General features: G+C 40.3%; 18 protein-coding genes and 1 pseudogene. 10 read left to right on the top strand and 9 right to left on the bottom strand.

Annotation, left to right across the window (positions count from 1 at the left end; all coding sequences use genetic code 11):
- Nucleotides 1-388 precede the first annotated feature (388 nt).
- Genes K8P02_RS08280 through K8P02_RS08270 form a run of 3 tightly spaced genes read left to right on the top strand, consistent with a single transcriptional unit; the run spans nt 389 to nt 2,029 of the window.
- A complete protein-coding gene (locus tag K8P02_RS08280; RefSeq protein ID WP_007485545.1) occupies nt 389-925 on the top strand; it encodes a flavodoxin in 537 nt (178 codons plus the stop codon).
- A gap of 6 nt (nt 926-931) precedes the next feature.
- On the top strand, nt 932-1,492 hold the full coding sequence (locus K8P02_RS08275) for a flavin reductase family protein (protein ID WP_025866409.1): 561 nt from the start codon (nt 932-934) through the stop codon (nt 1,490-1,492).
- Nucleotides 1,493-1,507: 15 nt separating this feature from the next.
- A complete protein-coding gene (locus tag K8P02_RS08270; protein ID WP_025866408.1) occupies nt 1,508-2,029 on the top strand; it encodes a DapH/DapD/GlmU-related protein in 522 nt (173 codons plus the stop codon).
- Nucleotides 2,030-2,161: 132 nt separating this feature from the next.
- On the opposite strand, the gene K8P02_RS08265 is transcribed toward K8P02_RS08270, so the two are convergent.
- Both K8P02_RS08265 and K8P02_RS08260 read right to left on the bottom strand, forming a co-directional pair.
- A complete protein-coding gene (locus K8P02_RS08265; RefSeq protein ID WP_025866407.1) occupies nt 2,162-2,863 on the bottom strand; it encodes an epoxyqueuosine reductase in 702 nt (233 codons plus the stop codon).
- Nucleotides 2,860-3,987: a GyrI-like domain-containing protein gene (locus K8P02_RS08260; RefSeq protein ID WP_223382218.1), complete on the bottom strand. Its 1,128-nt coding sequence runs from the start codon at nt 3,985-3,987 to the stop codon at nt 2,860-2,862. The genes K8P02_RS08265 and K8P02_RS08260 overlap by 4 nt, the downstream gene beginning before the upstream one ends.
- A gap of 262 nt (nt 3,988-4,249) precedes the next feature.
- Between K8P02_RS08260 and K8P02_RS08255 the strand changes: the two are divergent.
- Both K8P02_RS08255 and K8P02_RS08250 read left to right on the top strand, forming a co-directional pair.
- A pseudogene (locus K8P02_RS08255) lies at nt 4,250-6,333 on the top strand (outer membrane beta-barrel family protein).
- 82 nt (nt 6,334-6,415) lie between these two features.
- Nucleotides 6,416-8,083 carry a formate--tetrahydrofolate ligase gene (locus tag K8P02_RS08250; RefSeq protein WP_223382216.1) on the top strand — a complete coding sequence of 556 codons (1,668 nt, stop codon included), beginning with the start codon at nt 6,416-6,418 and terminating at the stop codon, nt 8,081-8,083.
- A gap of 335 nt (nt 8,084-8,418) precedes the next feature.
- Here the strand turns inward: K8P02_RS08250 and K8P02_RS08245 are convergent, their stop codons facing one another.
- The 6 genes from K8P02_RS08245 to pyrB form a co-directional block, all read right to left on the bottom strand.
- On the bottom strand, nt 8,419-9,126 hold the full coding sequence (locus K8P02_RS08245) for a TapB family protein (protein WP_007485556.1): 708 nt from the start codon (nt 9,124-9,126) through the stop codon (nt 8,419-8,421).
- Nucleotides 9,127-9,283: 157 nt separating this feature from the next.
- The gene (gene glyA / locus K8P02_RS08240; RefSeq protein ID WP_007485557.1) at nt 9,284-10,564 is read right to left on the bottom strand and encodes a serine hydroxymethyltransferase; all 1,281 of its coding nucleotides are present in this window, start codon (nt 10,562-10,564) and stop codon (nt 9,284-9,286) included.
- A 103-nt stretch (nt 10,565-10,667) separates the two neighbouring features.
- Entirely contained in the window at nt 10,668-11,387 is a 720-nt protein-coding gene (locus K8P02_RS08235) for a porin family protein (RefSeq protein ID WP_223382214.1), read from the bottom strand.
- Nucleotides 11,388-11,503: 116 nt separating this feature from the next.
- Nucleotides 11,504-12,070 carry a flavin reductase family protein gene (locus K8P02_RS08230; protein ID WP_007485558.1) on the bottom strand — a complete coding sequence of 189 codons (567 nt, stop codon included), beginning with the start codon at nt 12,068-12,070 and terminating at the stop codon, nt 11,504-11,506.
- A gap of 108 nt (nt 12,071-12,178) precedes the next feature.
- Nucleotides 12,179-12,643: an aspartate carbamoyltransferase regulatory subunit gene (gene pyrI / locus K8P02_RS08225; RefSeq protein ID WP_002560359.1), complete on the bottom strand. Its 465-nt coding sequence runs from the start codon at nt 12,641-12,643 to the stop codon at nt 12,179-12,181.
- Nucleotides 12,644-12,660: 17 nt separating this feature from the next.
- Nucleotides 12,661-13,587 carry an aspartate carbamoyltransferase gene (gene pyrB / locus K8P02_RS08220; RefSeq protein ID WP_002560358.1) on the bottom strand — a complete coding sequence of 309 codons (927 nt, stop codon included), beginning with the start codon at nt 13,585-13,587 and terminating at the stop codon, nt 12,661-12,663.
- Nucleotides 13,588-13,837: 250 nt separating this feature from the next.
- On the opposite strand from pyrB, the gene K8P02_RS08215 reads away from it, so the two are divergent.
- The 5 genes from K8P02_RS08215 (at nt 13,838) to K8P02_RS08195 (ending at nt 19,866) form a co-directional block, all read left to right on the top strand.
- Nucleotides 13,838-16,174 carry a transglycosylase domain-containing protein gene (locus tag K8P02_RS08215; RefSeq protein WP_025866406.1) on the top strand — a complete coding sequence of 779 codons (2,337 nt, stop codon included), beginning with the start codon at nt 13,838-13,840 and terminating at the stop codon, nt 16,172-16,174.
- Between the two features lie 11 nt (nt 16,175-16,185).
- On the top strand, nt 16,186-16,569 hold the full coding sequence (locus K8P02_RS08210; protein WP_002560356.1) for a 2-amino-4-hydroxy-6-hydroxymethyldihydropteridine diphosphokinase: 384 nt from the start codon (nt 16,186-16,188) through the stop codon (nt 16,567-16,569).
- 1 nt (nt 16,570) lies between these two features.
- Nucleotides 16,571-17,323 (top strand): 3-deoxy-manno-octulosonate cytidylyltransferase, encoded by a 753-nt coding sequence (kdsB, locus tag K8P02_RS08205; protein WP_002560355.1) that lies wholly within the window; start codon nt 16,571-16,573, stop codon nt 17,321-17,323.
- A gap of 15 nt (nt 17,324-17,338) precedes the next feature.
- A complete protein-coding gene (locus K8P02_RS08200; RefSeq protein ID WP_002560354.1) occupies nt 17,339-18,625 on the top strand; it encodes a M16 family metallopeptidase in 1,287 nt (428 codons plus the stop codon).
- Nucleotides 18,626-18,714: 89 nt separating this feature from the next.
- On the top strand, nt 18,715-19,866 hold the full coding sequence (locus K8P02_RS08195; RefSeq protein ID WP_002560353.1) for an MORN repeat-containing protein: 1,152 nt from the start codon (nt 18,715-18,717) through the stop codon (nt 19,864-19,866).
- A 200-nt stretch (nt 19,867-20,066) separates the two neighbouring features.
- On the opposite strand, the gene K8P02_RS08190 is transcribed toward K8P02_RS08195, so the two are convergent.
- Nucleotides 20,067-21,005: a ribose-phosphate pyrophosphokinase gene (locus K8P02_RS08190; protein ID WP_002560352.1), complete on the bottom strand. Its 939-nt coding sequence runs from the start codon at nt 21,003-21,005 to the stop codon at nt 20,067-20,069.
- Between the last annotated feature and the right edge of the window lie 162 nt (nt 21,006-21,167).

Here is a 21,167-nt window from a genome sequence, read left to right as displayed (position 1 = left end):
TGGATTAATCGCACCTAACGGTAAGACTAAATAACACTTTCTTCCGTTTTTCAGACTATTGGCAAGGTAACTATGACCCGTGTGCCTTGATTGGCGCATTTCATTAATAAATCCATCTCGTACTGGTAGATATTATATGAGATAAATTATTAATGGTATAAAGAAATATCCTTCAGATTAACTTTAAATAGTATTTCTGATAACAGTAGATAACCCGAATGAGTACTATATCGTGTCATCATAAATCCTGATTGAGGTTTAAGGTTGACCTTCATTTTTTCTTTTATCAGTAATTTGGGTTAGATAATCAGTAATTTATATACCTTTATGATAGATATTATCCTGTAATTTTGTACCATGATAATAGAAACTAAAACTATAAAGGGCTATGAAGATTAAAAGTATGATTATGGTAGTGATCATGATGTTATGTATCACTATAAATGCACAGGAACAGAGTAATAAGACATTGGTGGCTTATTTCTCGGCAACAGGAACGACGGAAAAAGCAGCGAAGTTGATTGTAGAAGTTACAGGTGGTACACTCTACGAAATACAACCTGAAAAGGAATATGTCACTGCTGATTTGGATTGGCATAACAAGTCCTCACGTAGCAGTGTGGAAATGTCAAATGCTAAATTACGCCCTACACTAAAATCTAAACCAGAGAATCTTGCAGATTACGATATCATTTATATAGGTTTCCCCATTTGGTGGAATTCAGCTCCGAGAATCATCAATACTTTTATTGAGAGCGATAATTTTGCCGGCAAGGTGATTATTCCCTTTGCCACATCGGGTGGAAGCAGTATTTCTAATGCAGAAAAAGAGTTGCGGGAAACCTATCCTGATATGAAATGGCAGAAGGGTCAACTTCTGAATGGTGCGACGAAGGAAGATATTAAGAAATGGACTAAAAAATAAATTGTTATGAGAAAGAATTTTGGGGCAAAGCCCTTTACTTATCCGCAGCCGGTGTTCATTATCGCTGCTTATGATGAAAATGGTACTCCCAATGCTATGAATGCAGCTTGGGGTGGTATCAGCGAAATGCATGAAATCAGTATTTGTATTAGTGAGGGACATAAAACGACTGCCAATATACTGAAACGTAAGGCTTTTACTGTAAGTATGGCAGAGGTCGGACAGGTGGTTGCCTGTGATTACGTAGGCATTGTTTCCGGTAATAAGGTTTCGGATAAATTTGCTCGTGCAGGTTTCCATGCGACTCGTTCGGAGTTTGTGGATGCACCGTTGATCGACGAATTATCCGTAGTACTGGAATGTAAGTTGAAAGATTATGATCCTGAAACCTGTATTTTACGTGGTGAAATAATAAATGTGAGTGTAGACGAACGTGTTCTTGACGAAAACGGTAAGGTGGATGTATCCAAAGTGTCTCCTGTTATATTCGATCCGTTCAATAACGATTACCTGGAAGTGGGTAAAAAGGTAGGTAATGCCTTTTCGGATGGAAAAAGATTGAAATAAGGAGTAGCATTATATATGAAAGAAATAAGAATAGATTGCGCACACCAGAGTGAGGCGGAACTAGCTTTAGCGAAAGAACAGACACAATTGGTATTCCGCCTGAACCATACTATGCCGATGACGGATGAATATGATGAACTGCTTCATCGTCTTTTTCCGAATATGGGGGAAGGCAGTCATGTGAATACCCCGCTTACAGTTGTTCGTCCCCATGAGGTGAAGATTGGCCGCCATGTCACTATAATGAACGGTTGCCTGATGATGTCTGCTGGTGGCATCACGATTGACGATGATGTTCAGATAGCCGCCAACGTACAACTGATATCGAATAATCATGATCTCGACAATCGCTCGATTATTACTTGTAAGCCGGTACATATTTGCCGCAGGGCATGGATAGGAGCAGGGGCTACGATTCTTCCGGGAGTTACAATCGGTGAGAATAGTGTTGTAGGAGCAGGCAGTGTTGTGACCAGCGATGTAGAACCGAATACGATTGTAGCAGGTAACCCCGCTAAGGTAATTCGAAAGATTTAGATTTTTCAATTATTGGTTGTGGAAAAATATAAGAAAAAACGGAAGGGATTGATTTCTCTTCCGTTTTTATTCTTGTGAACCCTCGATTGGGCTTCTTCTATTTGTTATTCTTTGTTCGTTACTTGTGGAGATTCAGACAATATTCCTCTTTATATATATTTGTGTTCTGGGACAATGCACAAGGCATTTCAAACAGGTACTGCATCCATGTATGTCAACGATTTCATCTCTTGAAACAGATCTACTCCAAATTTTACCTTTAAGGACTTTTCTCTCGCAGATATTGACGCAAGTAATGCAATTACCGCATTTTGGAGATAGAGGTTCATGCAATACCGTTTCCAGTGGAGCATCAGTCAAAACCGTACCGAGACATTGTGCTGAACCATATTCAGGAGTAATTAACAGGTTATTTTTTCCAATCCATCCTAATCCGCCAAGTAATGCAACGGTCTTATGGGGCAATACAGATTCTTTTGTTTCAAAATTGAATACGCCGTCGGCCAATAATCCCGTATCGGATTGTGAAATGGCTTTATAGCCCTTCCCGGTGATGAATTTGGCCAATTCGTCTGCTATTTCTCCCGCCTTATGTTCGGTTTGCGAATATTCATCATCGTCGAAATTGTAATTATCCGCTATCCGTACTTGTACGTAGTCGGGAATATTAAATACCATTTTAGCATATTCTGCAGTTAGCGGAAGCGCAAAAACAATGGCGTTCGGGAGTTGTCTGTTTTGCTTTTCGTCTAAATGTGATATGCCGACAAAGCGTATCAGTTCTGCTCCTTGATTTTTTAATTCGTTTTCTATCTCTTGGTTTAAGTATTTCATGTTTCTTTTTTTGTAATAGGGATATAAATATCTGTTATAAGCTCCGAAGCCGGAGTTTTTTCGGGAGTGTTGATGTAAGTCTCAAAGGTGAACTGTTCTCGCAGGGTATAATCGTTTGCCGGCAACCAGTCAAGGTAAATATGGCGGTACACCTTATTCAGTTCATGGTAAAACCCTTTGAAACGAAAGATTGCATATTCTCCCGCATGAATTTCATAAATGCCAAAGCCTTTCGGCGTTTCAAATGACTGCGGCAATGTCACCCCAATCATAAAACGGCTTTGCTTTTCAGACGTAATATACGGATAATCGAGAGTCAAGCTCACATATTTACATCCTTTTGAAGACAATTCATATTTTTCGGAAAATTGTAGCAACTGCTTCCACAAAACAGAGAAGCTATGGATGACATTATTTGTTCTTTCCAATTTCAAGTATGCGATTCGGATATCAGATATTTTTTCAATGCTTGGTTCAATTCGTATCGGATTCTTCCTCTCGGGATTGACGTTTGAATGCTTTTTGCGAAATTCCGGAATGGAACAATTGAAATAACTTTTGAATGCCCTCGAAAGTGTATGCTTGTTCTGATAATTGATTTGACCGAGAAGCTTCGGGACACTTACGTCAGTTGTTATTACCTTAAATGCAATGTACTCTAATCTCAGTCGTTGAATGTAAGTTCCAATATTTTCTCCACAGACAGCTTTGAAAAGCCTGCGAAAATAATATTTGGAGATACCTGCAACATGAGATAGCTTGTCAGAATCAAGGTCGTCAAACAAATGGCGGTTGATATATTCCTGAACTCTTATAATCAAATCATATTGCACATGAGCCGTATTGATCTTTTGTTTCCACCTCTTGATATTCGGAAGTCGTTTGGACATTTCCGTTCTCAACTCTTCCGAAGTGAGATTAACTCCTGTCTCTTTATAATATTCTTCGGGGAAAAGCCCCCAAAGATAAATGAGATAATCCATTGAAAAATCATAGAGTTTAACTCCATTGTGCAAACAATAGTCGCAATATTCCACATTTTGGTTTGCCTCAAGATTTGTATAATCTATATCTAAAGGTATTCCACACGTCTGGCAATATTTTGTTTCAGCATTGATTTTCATAAATATCCTGTTATTTGGATGCAAAGTTAATCAATAGATTGTACTAAAGGTTACCATAAATAGCCTTCTTTTAAAAGAAAGCAGAGAATACTTTAATTATAGATTCATTGTTATTCAGTCTGTTGTCAGTGTTATTATCTAATTCTTCTTTGTTTTGTATGGTAGTGGACGATAAGACTAAATAACACTACATAAGTTTCGGATAACGCAGACTAAACTGATTTTTGGCGTATTTTGCATTATCACTAAAACCAGATACAATATGAAACGAATTTATTTACTGTTTACTATGATTGGCATAGGGTTAACACACTTATGTGCACAATCTCAAGATAGCTTGGATATTTATATTGATAGTATTTATCACGAATTGCCTGAAGTGATGATAAAAGGCGAACGTCCCATTGTAAAAGCCACACAGGGCAAGTTGGTATATGACATACCACGGCTCATAAATGATTTGCCTGTCGATAATGCCTATGATGCAATCAAGGAACTTCCGGGAGTTGCAGAAATGAACGGTAGTATCACACTTGCCGGACAGGGTGTTACCGTAGTCATAGATGGTAAAGTGACTACTATGAGTACCGAACAGCTGAATACGTTGCTAAAGAGTATTCCTTCAAGCCGTATTGAGAAAGCTGAAGTGATGTACTCCGCCCCGGCACGCTACCAGGTTCGTGGAGCCATGATAAATATTTGTCTGAAACAAGGGGGAGGAAATGCTCCTTCTTTTCAGGGAGAACTTTTTAGCGATTACAGACAGAAACATTATGAAGCATTGACCGAGCGTGCAAGCCTCCTTTATTCCGGAAATAAATTCTCTGCTGACTTTCTTTACTCTTACGGACACGGACGCAACTATTTTTTACGGACAAAGAGGCTTTGCATACGCTGTCGGATAGTCATGTATATCCAATGAATACACATGAGATGCAGCGCAGCCGACACAACACACACAGTGTTCGTCTTGGTGCGGATTACCTAATTGCAGAAGAACAGCAATTGAGCTTTGTTTATAATGGTACGTTCACCAATGGGCATAACCGGACTACAGTAGAAGGAGCACAAACCTCTAATACGCAAACACGTAGTACGGATCAACTTCATAATGGACGCGTGGATTATCGTACTCCGTTTGGCTTGAAGGCAGGTGCGGAATTTACATTCTATGAGTCTCCTTCTACCCAATTGTTGCACAGTCGTTTAAATGATGACGAACTTGATTTTCTGAGTGATGATTGTCAGCGTATTAATCGTTGGAAGTTTTTCCTTTCTGAGGAACAAAATCTGGGTAAAGGTTGGGGAATCAATTACGGAGCGGCTTATACTACCAGTATAGATCATAGTCATCAATACTACTATCATCCCGAAAGTGGTGAATTATTGTCTGGGAATAATAACATGAAATCACGTCGGCGTGAGCAGACCTTAAACTTTTATGCCGGATTTAATAAAAGCTTCGGTGATAAATTATCGTTGGATGTTTCGCTGGCTACCGAACAGTTTCATACACCTGTCTGGAATGAATGGAATCTTTATCCGACTCTGAATCTCAGCTATGTTCCATCTGCCGGAAATATCTGGCAACTTTCTTTTAGCAGTGATAAAAATTATCCGGATTATTGGGCTACACAAGATGCTATATCTTATTTAGGAGGCGGATATTCTGAGATTCATGGCAATCCGTTCTTGAAGCCGAATATTGATTACCAGGCACAACTCACATATGTTTTGAAAAGTAAGTATATGTTTACTGCCTGGTATAGCCAAACGAAAGATTACTCTACCCAAACACTGTATCAATCTCCTGATCGCTTGTTGGAAATCTATAAATATTTAAATTTCGATAAGAAGCAACAGATAGGGCTACAGACGGTTATTCCTTTTAAAGTGAAAGAGTGGTTAAGCTCTCGCATTACTCTGATCGGAGTGTATGACCGGCAGAAAGACAGTGATTTTTGGGATATTCCTTTTGACCGTAAGATTTGTTATGGTATGGCTCATATGAACAATACGTTTACACTTTCCGGTAAGCCGGATATTAAAATAATCATTAGTGGTATGGTTCGTAGTAAAGCCCAGCAAGGTATTTATGATTTACCGGCATCCGGCAACGTGAACGCGGCTATAAGATATACGTTTGCAAAAGGAAAAGCTTTGCTCACTTTACGCTGTAATGATATCTTCGAAACCGGACAAATTTCGCCACGTATCCATTTTGCAACACAGAATGTAACGAATAACTATTCTTGCTTCCGTGAATTCGGTGTTTCATTTACCTATAAGTTTGGTGGCTATAAGGAGAAACAGCGGGAAGCAGTAGATACTTCACGATTTAAGTGATTTTTCTCTGCTTATTCCAACTTTTGTATGGAGTTAATTGTTAATTTTGCAACCTCAAAAGCGAAACTAATAATTACCCGATATGAAATCAGATATAGAAATAGCCCGTGGTACGGAACTGAAAAAAATAAAGCAGGTTGCTGAAAGTATTGGTATCCCGCGTGACGAAGTGGAAAACTATGGTCGCTACATTGCAAAAATCCCCGAGCAATTGATAGACGAAGAGAAAGTAAAACAGAGCAATCTGATACTGGTAACTGCTATCACTGCTACAAAAGCCGGAATTGGTAAGACTACTGTTTCTATCGGTCTGGCTCTGGGACTTAATAAAATAGGCAAGAAAGCGATTGTAGCTTTGCGTGAACCGTCTTTAGGACCTTGTTTTGGCATGAAAGGCGGTGCAGCAGGAGGTGGATATGCCCAGGTACTTCCTATGGATAAGATAAACCTGCATTTCACAGGTGATTTCCATGCCATCACTTCGGCGCATAATATGATCTCTGCTTTATTGGATAACTTTCTGTATCAGAACCAGTCCAATGGCTTTGGACTAAAAGAAATCCTTTGGCGTCGGGTACTCGATGTAAATGATCGCTCTTTGCGTAACATTGTTACCGGACTGGGTGCCAAAACAGACGGCATCACTATGCAATCCGGCTTCGACATTACTCCTGCTTCAGAGATTATGGCTATTCTCTGTCTGGCAAGTGATATGGAAGACCTTCGCCGCCGCATTGAAAATATACTTCTTGGGTTTACTTATGATGATAAGCCGTTCACAGTGAAAGATCTTGGAGTGGCTGGTGCAATCACCGTTTTATTAAAAGATGCCATTCACCCCAATTTGGTGCAGACGACAGAGAATACAGCGGCTTTTGTACACGGTGGTCCGTTTGCCAATATTGCGCATGGATGTAACTCTATCCTGGCAACTAAGATGGCTATGACTTTTGGTGACTATGTAATCACAGAGGCTGGTTTTGGAGCTGATCTTGGTGCAGAGAAATTCTACAATATAAAGTGTCGAAAGAGTGGCGTACAGCCTCGACTGACTGTTATTGTTGCCACAGCACAGGGATTGAAAATGCATGGCGGCATTAGTCTTGATCGCATTAAAGATCCCAATATGGAGGGCCTGAAAGAAGGACTTCGTAACCTCGATAAACATGTTCGTAATCTTCGTGCTTTTGGCCAGACGGTAATTGTTGCATTCAATAAGTTTGCCAGTGATACGGATGAGGAAATGGAGTTACTTCGTCGTCATTGTGAAGAATTAGGAGTAGGATTTGCCATTAATAATGCGTTTAGTGAAGGAGGAGAGGGAGCTGTCGATCTGGCTAATCTCGTTGTGGAAACTATTGAGAAAAAACCATCCGCCCCCTTACAATTCACTTATAAAGATGATGATAGCATCGAACAGAAGATAGAAAAAGTTGCTACCGGTATCTATGGCGCAAGTGTGATTACATACAGTACGATAGCTCGTAAGAAAATCAAGCTTGCCGAAACGATGGGGATCACTCATTATCCGGTGTGTATTGCTAAAACGCAATATTCATTTTCTGCCGATCCGAAGATATATGGTGCAGTCAATAATTTTGAGTTTCATATTAAAGATATTGTAATAAATAACGGAGCAGAAATGATTGTTGCTATTGCTGGTGAGATCATGCGTATGCCGGGACTTCCCAAAGAGCCACAAGCTAAACATATTGACATTGTTGATGGCCAAATAGACGGGTTAAGCTGATGAATAATGTGGTAATATGATAATATATGCACACGGATGACAACGGAACTTTTTATTTTATTTATTGATAATCAAGGAAAAAGGAAATCTGATCCGTTGTCATCCGTTCGATCCGTCTCGTCTTGTGTGCTATAAAAGACTAATCCTCAACTGATTTCAACCACTTTTCGCATTATTATTAAAAACTGAGTAGCTACTATGGATTTAGCAACTACTCAATTTCTGTTTTTTTGGAAAGAATGTGGAGATTTCTCTCTCATAAAGGAATCATTGTCAAATGTGACTTCTCCGTACAGAAAGCACCACACTCTTGGGTATATATAGAGTCCAGTGTGTCATTTCTTGATTTTCTCTAACACACTGTAAGATTGCAATTCGTTTTTCTTGTTATATTGTTCGGAGCGGACAATACCAATGTTGGGAGCATACCATTCGTATCCGTACCCCTCTATCTTTCCTTTCGGTGTCCAGATGTCTATGTCATATTTAATTTTCGTACAGTAAAAAGGACCTGCAGGAGTATCTACACTTTCTGTAGCAACAAAGCGTCGGTCAGAGAGAGTAATTTCTGCGCGATTGTTTTTGTTTCCTTTCTGATACAGGCGTATGGTAGCGTCGTCAAATTCATTGTCATCGTCCGGATCTGTCGGATCAGACATCGCATCCGGATAATTCATCAAATCACCGATCATGTATACATCTGTATTCATCATATCCATTGCAGCAGGGAAAGTGGTAGCACCGTTCATACTCATAGAGAAATCTCCATCGTTACAGCGTGCTACCATTTGCCCGGAGTTTATAAGCTTACCGGCAGCATTGGAGAAGGTGTAACTGGCTATTGCTTCTGTACCGGATGGATAATCATAGACCTGGTCTACACGATAAACGAGGATACTGGAGAGCTTTCCGTTAGCTGTATAGCAATTGCGGGTTACTTGTTGTCCCTCTTGGTTAGGGAAGAAGAAGGTACAGTTCTCCTGAGCTACGGCGCTGGTTGCAATTAGCATAACGCCCATTAATAATAGATTTTTCAGCTTCATAATTAAGTATAGGTTTATTATCTTTTCTCGTTTTTATGTAGTAAGAACATCATTTAAAACAAAAAGTTCACAATGAAGAAAAAAAATCCCGTGTATCTTCTTCACAGATGATACACGGGCTCTAAGTTGTAAATTATTAATTTATGTATTCCGGCTTTTAATAGGCAAAGATCGGATATTTCTCCATCGTTTTGTTGACACGTGCACGAATTTGTGCTATTACTTCTTCATTATCAACATTAGAGAGTACTGTTTCAATCATTTCAGCAATTTCTAACATTAGATCTTCCTTTGCACCGCGGGTAGTGATGGCAGGAGTACCTAAACGTATACCAGAAGTCTGGAATGCAGAACGACTATCAAACGGTACCATGTTTTTGTTTACTGTAATATCAGCGGCTACCAATGCTTTCTCTGCTACCTTACCTGTCAGATCAGGGTATTTTGAACGCAGGTCTACTAACATTGAATGATTGTCCGTACCACCGGATACGATTGTAAAACCGCGATCAATCAGTGCCTGAGCCAATACAGAGGCATTTTTTTGTACTTGCTTCTGATACTCTATATATTCCGGTTGCAAGCATTCACCAAAAGCAACGGCTTTGGCTGCAATAACATGCTCCAGCGGACCACCCTGAATTCCAGGGAATACAGCTGAATCCAGTAACTGAGACATCATTTTGATTTCTCCCTTCGGAGTAGTCTTACCCCATGGGTTAGGGAAGTCTTTACCCATCATGATAACGCCTCCACGTGGGCCACGCAATGTTTTATGTGTTGTTGAAGTGACGATGTGTGCATATTTCAAAGGGTTATCCAGCAGACCGGCAGCAATAAGTCCGGCAGGGTGTGCCATGTCTATCATAAGGATAGCGCCTACTTTATCTGCTATTTCACGCATACGTTTGTAATCCCATTCACGAGAGTATGCCGAACCACCACCGATAATCATTTTGGGATGTTCGCGCAGAGCAACTTCTTCCATCTGATCGTAATCAACGCGACCTGTCTCTTTATTAAGATTGTACTCACATGGAGTATAGATAAGGCCGGAAGTATTGACCAATGAACCATGAGATAGGTGTCCGCCATGTGCCAAATTTAATCCCATGAATTTATCTCCCGGATTTAATACGGCAAGGAATACAGCCGCATTGGCCTGAGCTCCTGAGTGGGGTTGTACATTAGCCCATTCGGCACCAAAGATTTCTTTCAGACGGTCAATAGCGATTTGTTCGCTTTGATCTACCACTTCACATCCCCCATAATAACGTTTACCGGGATATCCTTCGGCGTATTTATTGGTAAGGCAGGAACCCATTGCTTCCATCACCTGGTCACTCACGAAGTTTTCTGATGCTATCAGCTCGATACCTTTAAGCTGACGTTGATGCTCTTTTTCGATAATATCGAAAATTAAATCGTCTCTTTTCATTCTGTATTATATAAAAATAAGTTTCTTATTGGAGATTCTTTATTAAGCGCACAAATTTATGGAAAAAGAATGATAATCCGACAAAAAAAAGCAGATTTATCTATTAAAATATCACTCCTAATGAGAAACTGAGTACCTGATCGCGCCGATGGAAGGTGATATTGCTTACTCCGGTACTCCCGTCAGAATTTATATTATCGTACGTTACCGATTTGGAAATGTTGTGTACTCCCTGCTCATATCGGAAATCGAAGAATATACGGGAGATGTTTACACCTACGCCAATAACGGCACTCAGATTGAAAGGGTACAGACGTTCATGTATTCCTTTCTGGTCAAAATTCTCAAAAGTGATTTCGTTTTTCTTTCCCCAGATATAGCGAAGTTTCGGTCCAAAGAAAATAGACATACCATAAGGCCCCTCTTTCACCACATTATATCCATAGAGCATCGGAAAATCAATACTATGGATCATGGAAGTGACCGAAGCATAATCCGGCTCAATGTCCGGGTGATGTGATCCAAGTTTATCGAAAGTTATTTCACACTTACTGACGTTATAGGATATTTCCGGTTGAATGAAATGCCTTTTCATGTTGATACGCATAAAAAGTGCACCAAAGTAACCCAGTTTATAGTTGTTCTGAATCTCATCAATGGTCACATCTTTAATCTTAAAATCCGATACCAAAAACATGGAAGCATTAAAGCCAGCCTTTATCCCGATATTGAATCTTCTGTGATTGGGACGGTCTATTTTATCCGGGCTTTTACCACTTTGTGCAGAGGCAACTGATAGTGATACAAAAAGGCAATATGCCATTATACCTGCTATTTTGCAGACATACGAAAGAGACATACATTTTGTGTGTATGTCATTGACTGAACGCATCTGTTTTATTTCTACCGGCATTATTGGCATATTATTCAGTTAACATGTTATTTCTTCTTCTCGACGCTCCATCCGAACTTTCCTATTTTACTACCCAATTCGTAGTATCCACCGTGAACATACACCAGTGGATTGGCTTCTGCCAGTTCTAACTTTCCGGTTTCCGGGTTCAGGTGGCTTTCGTCAGCACGTACATTTACTACATCGGCGATAAACATATCGTGTGATCCTAACGATACGATTTCTTTTACTCTACACTCTATACAGAGTGGTGATTCTTCAATGAGTGGGGCATTAACTACGGTACATTTACCCGGCGTTAACTTCATCTCCTCAAACTTATGATATTCTTTCCCTGAACGTACTCCGCACCAGTCTGTAGGGAATGCCATCTCTGCTGTTGTGAGATTAATCACAAATTCCATGTTTCTCTTTATTATGGAGTAGGAGTGGCGCTCCGGACGTATGGATATATAACACATGGGCGGGTTCGTACAAATCGTTCCCGTCCATGCCACTGTAATTATATTGTATTCACTTTCTTTATTTCCGCAACTCACCATGACGGCCGGCAACGGATAAATCATTGTTCCAGGTTTCCAGTCAACACGCATAAATTAAATATTTACAATTAGACGATTTACTATTTACGATTGAAATTACTCTTATGTATAGATTGACAATAAATAGTATTCTTCAATAGTAAATCGTCCAATCGTCAATTACTTGGTTATTGTAAATTCTTCTCTCCGCTGTTCCTTTTCACAATAATGACATTTCACCACACAGTTGTCTTTGTCCACTACATGGAACAGGGTGGCCATTGGCTCATTATTTGTGATACATTTTGGGTTGGCACATTTTATAATCCCTTTCAGATCGTCCGGCATGCGCACTTCCTTCTTCTCTACAACTTCATAATCACGGATAATGTTCAGCTTCACATGTGGAGCCACTACTGAAATGCGGTTAATTTCTTCATCGCAAAAAAACTTATCGGCTATTTTGATAATACCCTTTCGTCCCAGTTTCTTACTTTCAAGATTGAAGCCAATAGTGATATTGTTCTTCATGTGTTCCAGTCCGAGTAACCGTACGATGGTAAACAGTTTTTCGCTGGGTATATGGTCGATGACAGTCCCGTTTCGGAGGGCAGCCACTTGCAGGGCTTGTTTATTTTCGTTCATATCTTTGGTCATTAACTCTATTTTATATCTTCCAATGTAATTCCTAATACATCACACAAAATGGCTTCACGGGCATACAATCCGTTTTGCGCCTGTTGAAAGTAATAAGCTTTCGGGCTTTCATCCACATCATAAGCTATTTCATTGACACGAGGCAGCGGATGAAGAATGCGCAGATTAGGTCGTGTATTCTCCAACATCTGAGCGCGTAGGATATATACATTTTTCACTCGTTCGTATTCCATCAGATCGGTGAAGCGTTCGCGTTGTACCCGGGTCATATAAAGAATATCGGCTTCGGCAATCGTCTCTTCGGTAAAATCAGTATGTTCTACGTATCTTATATTATGATCTTTACAATATATTTTATATTCCTCCGGCATCTTCAGCTCATCGGGAGCTATAAAATGAAAAGTAGGGTTGAAGTGGCGCATGGCCATTAGCAAGGAGTGAACGGTACGTCCGTATTTAAGATCGCCAACGAGATAGATATTCAGATTTTCGAGTGTACCTTGTGTTTTGTAGATCGAGTAAAGATCGAGCATTGTCTGCGATGGATGTTGGTTGGCTCCGTCTCCGGCATTTACAATAGGTACTGTTGTTATCTCGCTTGCATAGCGGGCAGCTCCTTCCAGGTAGTGACGCATGACGATAATATCAGCATAGTTACTTACCATTTTAATCGTATCTTTCAGCGTTTCGCCTTTAGATGAACTGGTAGCTTTGGGATCACTAAACCCAATTACACGTGCTCCAAGACGATTGGCAGCTGTTTCAAAACTAAGTCGGGTACGGGTAGATGGCTCAAAGAACAAAGTGGCTACCACTTTATTTTCAAGTAGCCGACGATTGGGATTTTGTTCAAACTGCTTCGCCATTTCAAGCATATAAAGTATCTTTTCTTTCGAATGCTCGGCAATGGTTACTAAACTTCTGTTTTCCATTCTGTTATCTTTAATATTGATAGAACTTGTTTTCAGACTGTAAAGGTAGAGAGAAAATGCGGTATCTGCAACGAATGAAGTTGAAAATTAAAAGTTGAAAGTTGAAAATTGCATTCCACAGGAGAATCCATACTGGCTCTTAGTTATTTTTTGCTTTTCAATAACTTTGATTTGAATTGAAATTTGTACGTTCTCTGAATAATAGCTATCTTTGCAACTTAATAAACTGATAATTTCGTAACAGAACGCAATGATAAAAAAAATAATAAAAGCCCTTTGGATATTTTTTGCTGCAGTAGTACTGCTTTGTGTGGTTGTTTTTGCTTCTATATCGTATGGCTGGATAGGTTATATGCCTCCGGTAGAAGAACTCGAAAATCCGGAATATAAATTTGCAGCCGAAATATTTTCCGAAGATGGAAAAGTACTCGGAACTTTCTCATTAAAGCAGAACAATCGTGTTTACAGCAGTTATGCTGATTTATCTCCCAACATCATTAACGCTTTGATTGCCACCGAAGATGTCCGCTTTGCCCAACATTCGGGTATTGATGTGAAAGCTCTTTCCAGAGCCATAGTGAAACGTGGTATCTTGATGCAGAAAAGTGCCGGTGGAGGTAGCACACTCTCTCAGCAACTTGCCAAACAGCTATTTACCGAAAATGTTGCAAGCAATACGCTTCAGCGCCTTCTTCAGAAACCGATTGAATGGGTAATTGCTGTGAAGCTGGAGCGCTACTATACAAAAGAAGAAATTCTGACGATGTATCTTAATAAATTTGACTTTCTGAATAATGCAGTAGGTATAAAAACGGCAGCTCACACTTATTTCGGTTGCGAACCCAAAGATCTGAAAACGGAAGAAGCCGCCATGCTGGTAGGCATGTGCCAGAATCCTTCACTCTACAATCCGGTATCCCGCAATTCGAAGATACGGGCGAATGCTTTGGGACGTCGCAATGTTGTTCTTAGCCAAATGGAGAAAGCAGGATATATTACCGAAGCAGAACGCGATTCCTTGCAGGCGCTTCCGTTAACGCTGACTTACAATCGCGTAGGGCATAATGAAGGTCTTGCAACTTATTTCCGTGAATATCTACGTGGAGTACTGACTGCTAAAAAACCGGATAAAAGCGATTATCGTGGTTGGCAAATGCAGAAGTTTTATGAGGATTCACTTTCATGGGAAACCGATCCTCTTTATGGGTGGTGTGCAAAGAATAAAAAGAAGGATGGTTCAAATTACAATGTCTACACCGATGGTTTGAAAATTTATACGACCATCGATTCGCGCATGCAACGTTATGCCGAAGAAGCTGTAGAAGAACATATGAAAGATTTGCAAGCACAATTCTTCAAAGAGAAAAAAGGCCGTAAAAAAGCACCATACAGCAATATGCTGACTCAACAGCAGATTGACGAAATCCTTGAAAGAGCTGTAAAGCAAACAGATCGTTATCGGGCAATGAAAAAAGACGGGGCTTCGGAAGCTGAAATCAAGAAGGCATTCAATACACCGGAGGAGATGTCTGTGTTCAGTTGGGCAGGTGAAAAAGATACCATCATGACACCAATGGACTCTATTAAATACTATAAGCATTTTCTACGTACCGGGTTTATGTCAATGAATCCGTTCAATGGACATGTAAAAGCCTACGTGGGAGGCCCCAACTATAACTATTTCAAGTATGATATGGCTATGGTGGGACGCCGTCAAGTGGGTTCTACAATAAAACCCTACCTTTATGCGCTGGCTATGGAAAACGGGTATTCTCCTTGTGACGAAACCCGCCACGTAGAGCAGACGCTAATGGATGAAAACGGTATACCCTGGACTCCGCGTAACAGTACTAAAAAACGTTACGGAGAACTTGTAACCCTGAAATGGGGATTGGCTAATTCCAGTAACTGGGTATCGGCATATTTGATGGGGAAATTGAATCCGTATGCATTGGTACGGTTGATACATAGTTTTGGGGTTCGCAACAAAGACATAATGCCAACTGTATCGCTTTGTCTCGGTCCATGTGAAATTTCGGTAGGAGAGATGGTGAGCGCTTATACGGCATTTGCCAATAAGGGTATTCGTGTGGCACCATTGTTTGTTACCCGTATCGAGGATAATGAAGGTAATGTACTCTCAACGTTTGCTCCGCAAATGGATGAAGTTATCAGTGCGTCGAGTGCTTATAAAATGTTGGTGATGCTCCGTGCAGTAATCAACGAAGGTACTGGTGGACGTGTTCGCAGCCGATATGGTATTACAGCCGATATGGGTGGTAAAACAGGTACTACGAATGCTAATTCCGATGGTTGGTTTATGGGTTTTGTTCCTTCACTTGTATCCGGTTGCTGGGTAGGAGGCGAGGAACGTGATATTCATTTTGATACGATGACCTACGGACAAGGAGCTTCTTTGGCATTACCTATCTGGGGAAAATATATGAAAAAGGTATTTGACGACAAGACATTAGGATACGATCCGACAGAGCATTTCCAGTTACCCGAAGGATTTGATCCTTGTGCCGGATCGGAGATTGGCTCAGAAGACTCTGGAGAACTTGGACTAGACGATCTGTTTAATTAAAAATTCTACCATTGAAGCGTTGTCTTATCTGTATTGGAAGTAACTACAACCGGAAGAAGAACCTCCTTCTGGCACGCCAAAGGCTACAGGCTCTGTTTCCTACTGTTCGTTTTGCAACGGAGGAGGAAACAGAGCCACTGTATTTGAGGAGTTTCGCATTGTTTTCCAATCAGGTGGCAGAGTTTGTTACCGAATTGGATGAAGAGTGCGTAGTAGATGAGCTGAAAGCCATAGAACGTGAAGCCGGTCGTCGACCTGGTGATAAAGTGAAAGAAAAAATCTGTCTGGATATAGACCTGTTGATGTACGACGGCAAGATATTGAGACCAAAGGATATGAAGCAAGAATATGTCCGGAAAGGATTAAAAGAGTTAGATTACTTAGATTTAAAATAATATGAAATTTATAGGAATAATACCTGCCCGTTATGCTTCTACACGTTTTCCTGCAAAGCCGCTGGCTATATTAGGAGGAAAAACCGTAATACAGCGTGTATACGAACAAGTGGCAGGGATACTTGATGACGCCTATGTGGCAACGGACGATGTGCGTATTGAGGCTGCGGTAAAAGCTTTTGGTGGTAAAGTAGTCATGACGTCCGTAGAACATAAGAGCGGCACGGACCGCTGTTATGAAGCTGCGACTAAAATTGGTGGTAATTTTGATGTTGTGGTTAATATACAAGGGGACGAACCTTTTATCCAGCCATCACAATTGCAGGCAATAAAAGCCTGTTTTGAAGATGCAACGACTCAAATAGCTACATTAGTTAAACCTTTTGATACTAATGATGCTTTTGAAACCCTGGAAAATGCAAACTCACCTAAAGTAGTAGTAAACAAGAACTGGAATGCATTGTATTTCAGTCGCTCTGTGATTCCATATCTGCGCGGTGTGGAAAAGTCCGAATGGCTTCAGAATCATACCTACTATAAACATATTGGACTTTACGCCTATCGTACCGAAATATTGAAAGAGATAACTTCGCTTCCACAGTCTTCTTTGGAACTGGCCGAATCGTTGGAACAACTCCGTTGGCTAGAGAATGGTTATACAATCAAAGTAGGAGTCAGTGAAGTAGAGACGATTGGTATTGATACCCCCCAGGATCTCGCACGAGCAGAGGAGTTTCTGAAAAATAAAAAATGATTTTATATCGCAACCATGGATAGAACGATACAACCCGAGATCCAGGACCTGGAAAATTTGATTGTTACCCTTCCAATGCGGACTACGTTGCCCAATGGCATTCCTTTGGCGGTAATCAAGGCAGGAGAACAGGACGTAGTACGTATGGACATTCTTTTTGCCGGAGGGCGATGGCAGCAAACTCAGAAATTACAGGCTCTTTTCACGAATCGGATGCTTCGTGAAGGCTCTCTTAAGTACACTGCTTCGGAGATTGCAGAGAAACTGGATTATTATGGTGCATGGTTGGAACTTTCCAGTTCGTCGGAATACGCATATATCACGCTATATTCTTTAAATAAGTATTTCGCTGAAACACTCGAAATATTAGAGTCTATAATAAAAGAGCCTCTTTTCCCCGAAAAAGAGCTGAACACAGTACTTGATGTAAACATACAGCAATATCTTGTTAATTCCTCCAAAGTTGATTTTCTTGCTCAACGAAGTTTGCTCACTGCACTTTATGGAAACGAACACCCATGTGGGCGTTTAACAGAAGAGAAAGATTACCGTTTGATAACTCCCGACGTGCTTCGTGAATTTTATGATGAATATTATCATTCCGGTAATTGCGCAATTTTCTTGTCCGGTAACGTAACAGATGATGTTATCCACAAGGTAGAGTCTGCTTTCGGTAATACTCCTTTTGGTAACTATCGGTATCCTTTGGTGAAAAAAGAATATACTTTTACCACTACGCCTGATAAAAGAATATTTGTAGAACGGGATGATGCGTTACAGAGTGCCATAAAGTTAGGCGCTACAACTATTGAACGTACGCATCCGGATTATCTTAAACTACGTGTATTGATGACCCTTTTCGGAGGTTATTTTGGCAGTAGGCTGATGTCTAATATCCGGGAAAATAAGGGATATACTTATGGCATTTCAGCAGGTACCCTGTTTTATCCCGGAAGCGGCATGATTCTGATTAGTACGGAAGCAGATAATGAATATGTAGAGCTTTTAATCAGGGAGGTCTATCATGAGATTGATAAATTACAGGTTGAACCCGTACCTGTGAGTGAACTGACAATGGTACGCAACTATATGTTAGGAGAAATGTGTCGTAATTATGAATCCCCTTTCTCATTGGCAGATGCGTGGATGTTCATCTACACTTCAAAGCTTGATGATACTTATTTTGCCCGCTCATTGCAGGCTGTAAAGGAAGTTACACCCGAAGAAATGAAAGAATTGGCCAATCGCTATTTGTGCAAAGAGACATTAAAAGAGGTCATCGCAGGTAAAAAGTTGTCATAAAAAGGGGATGATAGCTGTGTGTTTTGCCTGAGAAATTGTATCTTTGTCACATCGCTAATCGTAATTCGTAACTTGTAATCTGTAAATTAATGAAATATCTATATACTGCACTCATATTGGTTTTTCTTTCTCAGGAAGGCGCTATAGCACAAAACAAAGGTGGTTTTTTCGGAAAAATAAAAGACACTTTCTCCACTGAAATCAAGATAGGAAACTATACATTTAAAGACGGCTCCGTGTATACCGGAGAGATGAAAGGCCGTAAACCAAATGGTAAAGGAAAGACTGTTTTTAAGAATGGAGACGTATACGAAGGGGAGTATGTAAAGGGAAAACGTGAAGGCTTCGGAATATATACCTTCCCTGATGGAGAAAAGTATGAAGGGCAATGGTTTCAGGATCAGCAGCATGGAAAAGGAATTTTCTACTTTATGAATAATAACCGCTATGATGGTATGTGGTTCCAGGACTATCAACATGGACAAGGTACGATGTATTACCATAACGGAGATATCTATGAAGGGAATTGGGCTAATGATAAACGAGAAGGTCAGGGCACATATACCTGGAGAGACGGTTCGAAATATGTAGGTACCTGGAAAAATGATAAGAAAGACGGCAAAGGTGTGTTGGCATGGAACAACGGCTGCAAATATGATGGCGAATGGAAGAACGATGTCCGTGAAGGTAAAGGAACTTTCGAATATACCAACGGAGAAAAATATGTAGGTGACTGGATGGACGATCTGCAACATGGACAAGGTATTTTCTATTTGGGAGAAGATCGCTATGAAGGTTCATATGTACAGGGTGAACGCACCGGAGCAGGTATCTATTATCATGCGAATGGCGATAAATATGTAGGAAATTTCAAGAACGGTATGCAGGATGGTGAGGGTACATTTACCTGGGCAAACGGAGCTGTATATAAAGGACACTGGAAAGAGAACAAAAGAAACGGGCGTGGTAAGTACACCTGGAGTAACGGTGATACATACGATGGAGAATGGAAAAATAATCAGCCCAATGGAGAAGGAATATTAATTCTGACCAATGGCACAAAGTATAAAGGCGGATTTGTAAATGGCCTTGAAGAAGGTAAAGGTATCCAGGAAGATAAAGACGGACATCGTTACGAAGGATTCTTCAAGCAGGGAAAGAAGCACGGGCCGTTTGTTGAAACAGATAGTAATGGCAAAGTTATTCGTAAAGGGAACTATAAATTTGGAAGATTGGAGTAGGGAGCTCCCGTACGGAAAAGATACTTTTTAGTTGAAACGCAGATTAACGCAAATTTTCGCAAAGAATTAATTCAAATGGTAGAACTCTTGATCTACAAAAATCGACGTTAATTTGCACTTTAAAATGGGCTTTACAAAAAGTGGCGACACAATCTTTATTATTTGTGCCGCCACTTTTTTATTTATCAGGATCGTTTGTCTTAGATAATGTATTGTGAACTGATTGATTCGTTGCTCACGACACGTCTGATCGTTTCGGCAAACATATCTGCAATACTTAACTGTTTTACTTTAGCACATTTTTTAGAATAGGGGATGCTATCGGTGAATACCATTTCAGTAAGACTTGATTCTTGTACACGGAAAGAAGCAGGGTCTGACATAACACAATGACTTGCAATAGCACGTACAGATTTTGCACCGGCTTCTACCATAATATTGGCGGCCTTAGTAATCGTACCTGCTGTATCTACGATATCATCAATTAAAACAACATTTTTATCTTTTACATCACCAATAATCTGCATAGAGGCAACTTCGTTAGCTTTCTCACGCGATTTATTACAAAGTACCAAAGGTACACCGAGGTATTTTGAGAATGTACTTGCACGTTTTGAACCGCCTACGTCAGGAGTAGCGATAACTAAATTTTCCAGATGCAGTGACTGAATGTAGGGAAGGAACACTGCCGAAGCATACAAATGGTCAACCGGAATGTTAAAGAATCCCTGAATCTGGTCAGCATGAAGGTCCATTGTGATCAGACGGTCAATACCTGCTACTGCAAGTAAATCGGCTACCAATTTTGCGCCGATAGAAACACGAGGCTTGTCTTTTCTGTCCTGACGAGCCCAACCAAAATATGGAACAACAGCAACTACGCTCTTTGCAGATGCTCTTTTTGCTGCATCAATCATCAGCAGAAGTTCCATTAAATTGTCAGAGTTTGGGAAAGTGGATTGAACCAGGAATACATGTGAACCACGGATTGACTCCTCGTAAGAAACAGCAAATTCACCATCTGCAAAATGGGTGATATTCATGTTTCCCAAAGGACAATTGAGGCTGGCGCAGATTTTCTCTGCCAGGTATCTCGAATTGGTTCCCGAGAATACCATAAAGGGTGCTTTTTCGCTCATTTTATAATAGTTGTTACCTATTTGTTAATTTGCCCGCAAAGGTATGAAATCTCCCGACAATCTAAAAGACTTATTGTAGAAAAAATATTTTTTCATTCCTATTCACGGGAAATATTTGTAGATTTGCGAGATTAAATAATGCGCCAATAGGATAATGTGCCA

Source organism: Bacteroides nordii (assembly GCF_019930665.1).
GTDB classification, from domain to species: Bacteria; Bacteroidota; Bacteroidia; order Bacteroidales; family Bacteroidaceae; genus Bacteroides; species Bacteroides nordii.
This window is presented reverse-complemented; position numbering and strand designations above follow the sequence as displayed.

Bases quoted from the DNA above. Each gene is read 5' to 3' on its own strand.
- K8P02_RS08280 (WP_007485545.1), top strand. From the start codon at position 389: ATGAAGATTAAAAGTATGATTATGGTAGTGATCATGATGTTATGTATC.
- K8P02_RS08275 (WP_025866409.1), top strand. From the start codon at position 932: ATGAGAAAGAATTTTGGGGCAAAGCCCTTTACTTATCCGCAGCCGGTG.
- K8P02_RS08270 (WP_025866408.1), top strand. From the start codon at position 1,508: ATGAAAGAAATAAGAATAGATTGCGCACACCAGAGTGAGGCGGAACTA.
- K8P02_RS08265 (WP_025866407.1), bottom strand. From the start codon at position 2,863: ATGAAATACTTAAACCAAGAGATAGAAAACGAATTAAAAAATCAAGGA.
- K8P02_RS08260 (WP_223382218.1), bottom strand. From the start codon at position 3,987: ATGAAAATCAATGCTGAAACAAAATATTGCCAGACGTGTGGAATACCT.
- K8P02_RS08250 (WP_223382216.1), top strand. From the start codon at position 6,416: ATGAAATCAGATATAGAAATAGCCCGTGGTACGGAACTGAAAAAAATA.
- K8P02_RS08245 (WP_007485556.1), bottom strand. From the start codon at position 9,126: ATGAAGCTGAAAAATCTATTATTAATGGGCGTTATGCTAATTGCAACC.
- glyA (WP_007485557.1), bottom strand. From the start codon at position 10,564: ATGAAAAGAGACGATTTAATTTTCGATATTATCGAAAAAGAGCATCAA.
- K8P02_RS08235 (WP_223382214.1), bottom strand. From the start codon at position 11,387: ATGGCATATTGCCTTTTTGTATCACTATCAGTTGCCTCTGCACAAAGT.
- K8P02_RS08230 (WP_007485558.1), bottom strand. From the start codon at position 12,070: ATGCGTGTTGACTGGAAACCTGGAACAATGATTTATCCGTTGCCGGCC.
- pyrI (WP_002560359.1), bottom strand. From the start codon at position 12,643: ATGAACGAAAATAAACAAGCCCTGCAAGTGGCTGCCCTCCGAAACGGG.
- pyrB (WP_002560358.1), bottom strand. From the start codon at position 13,587: ATGGAAAACAGAAGTTTAGTAACCATTGCCGAGCATTCGAAAGAAAAG.
- K8P02_RS08215 (WP_025866406.1), top strand. From the start codon at position 13,838: ATGATAAAAAAAATAATAAAAGCCCTTTGGATATTTTTTGCTGCAGTA.
- kdsB (WP_002560355.1), top strand. From the start codon at position 16,571: ATGAAATTTATAGGAATAATACCTGCCCGTTATGCTTCTACACGTTTT.
- K8P02_RS08200 (WP_002560354.1), top strand. From the start codon at position 17,339: ATGGATAGAACGATACAACCCGAGATCCAGGACCTGGAAAATTTGATT.
- K8P02_RS08195 (WP_002560353.1), top strand. From the start codon at position 18,715: ATGAAATATCTATATACTGCACTCATATTGGTTTTTCTTTCTCAGGAA.
- K8P02_RS08190 (WP_002560352.1), bottom strand. From the start codon at position 21,005: ATGAGCGAAAAAGCACCCTTTATGGTATTCTCGGGAACCAATTCGAGA.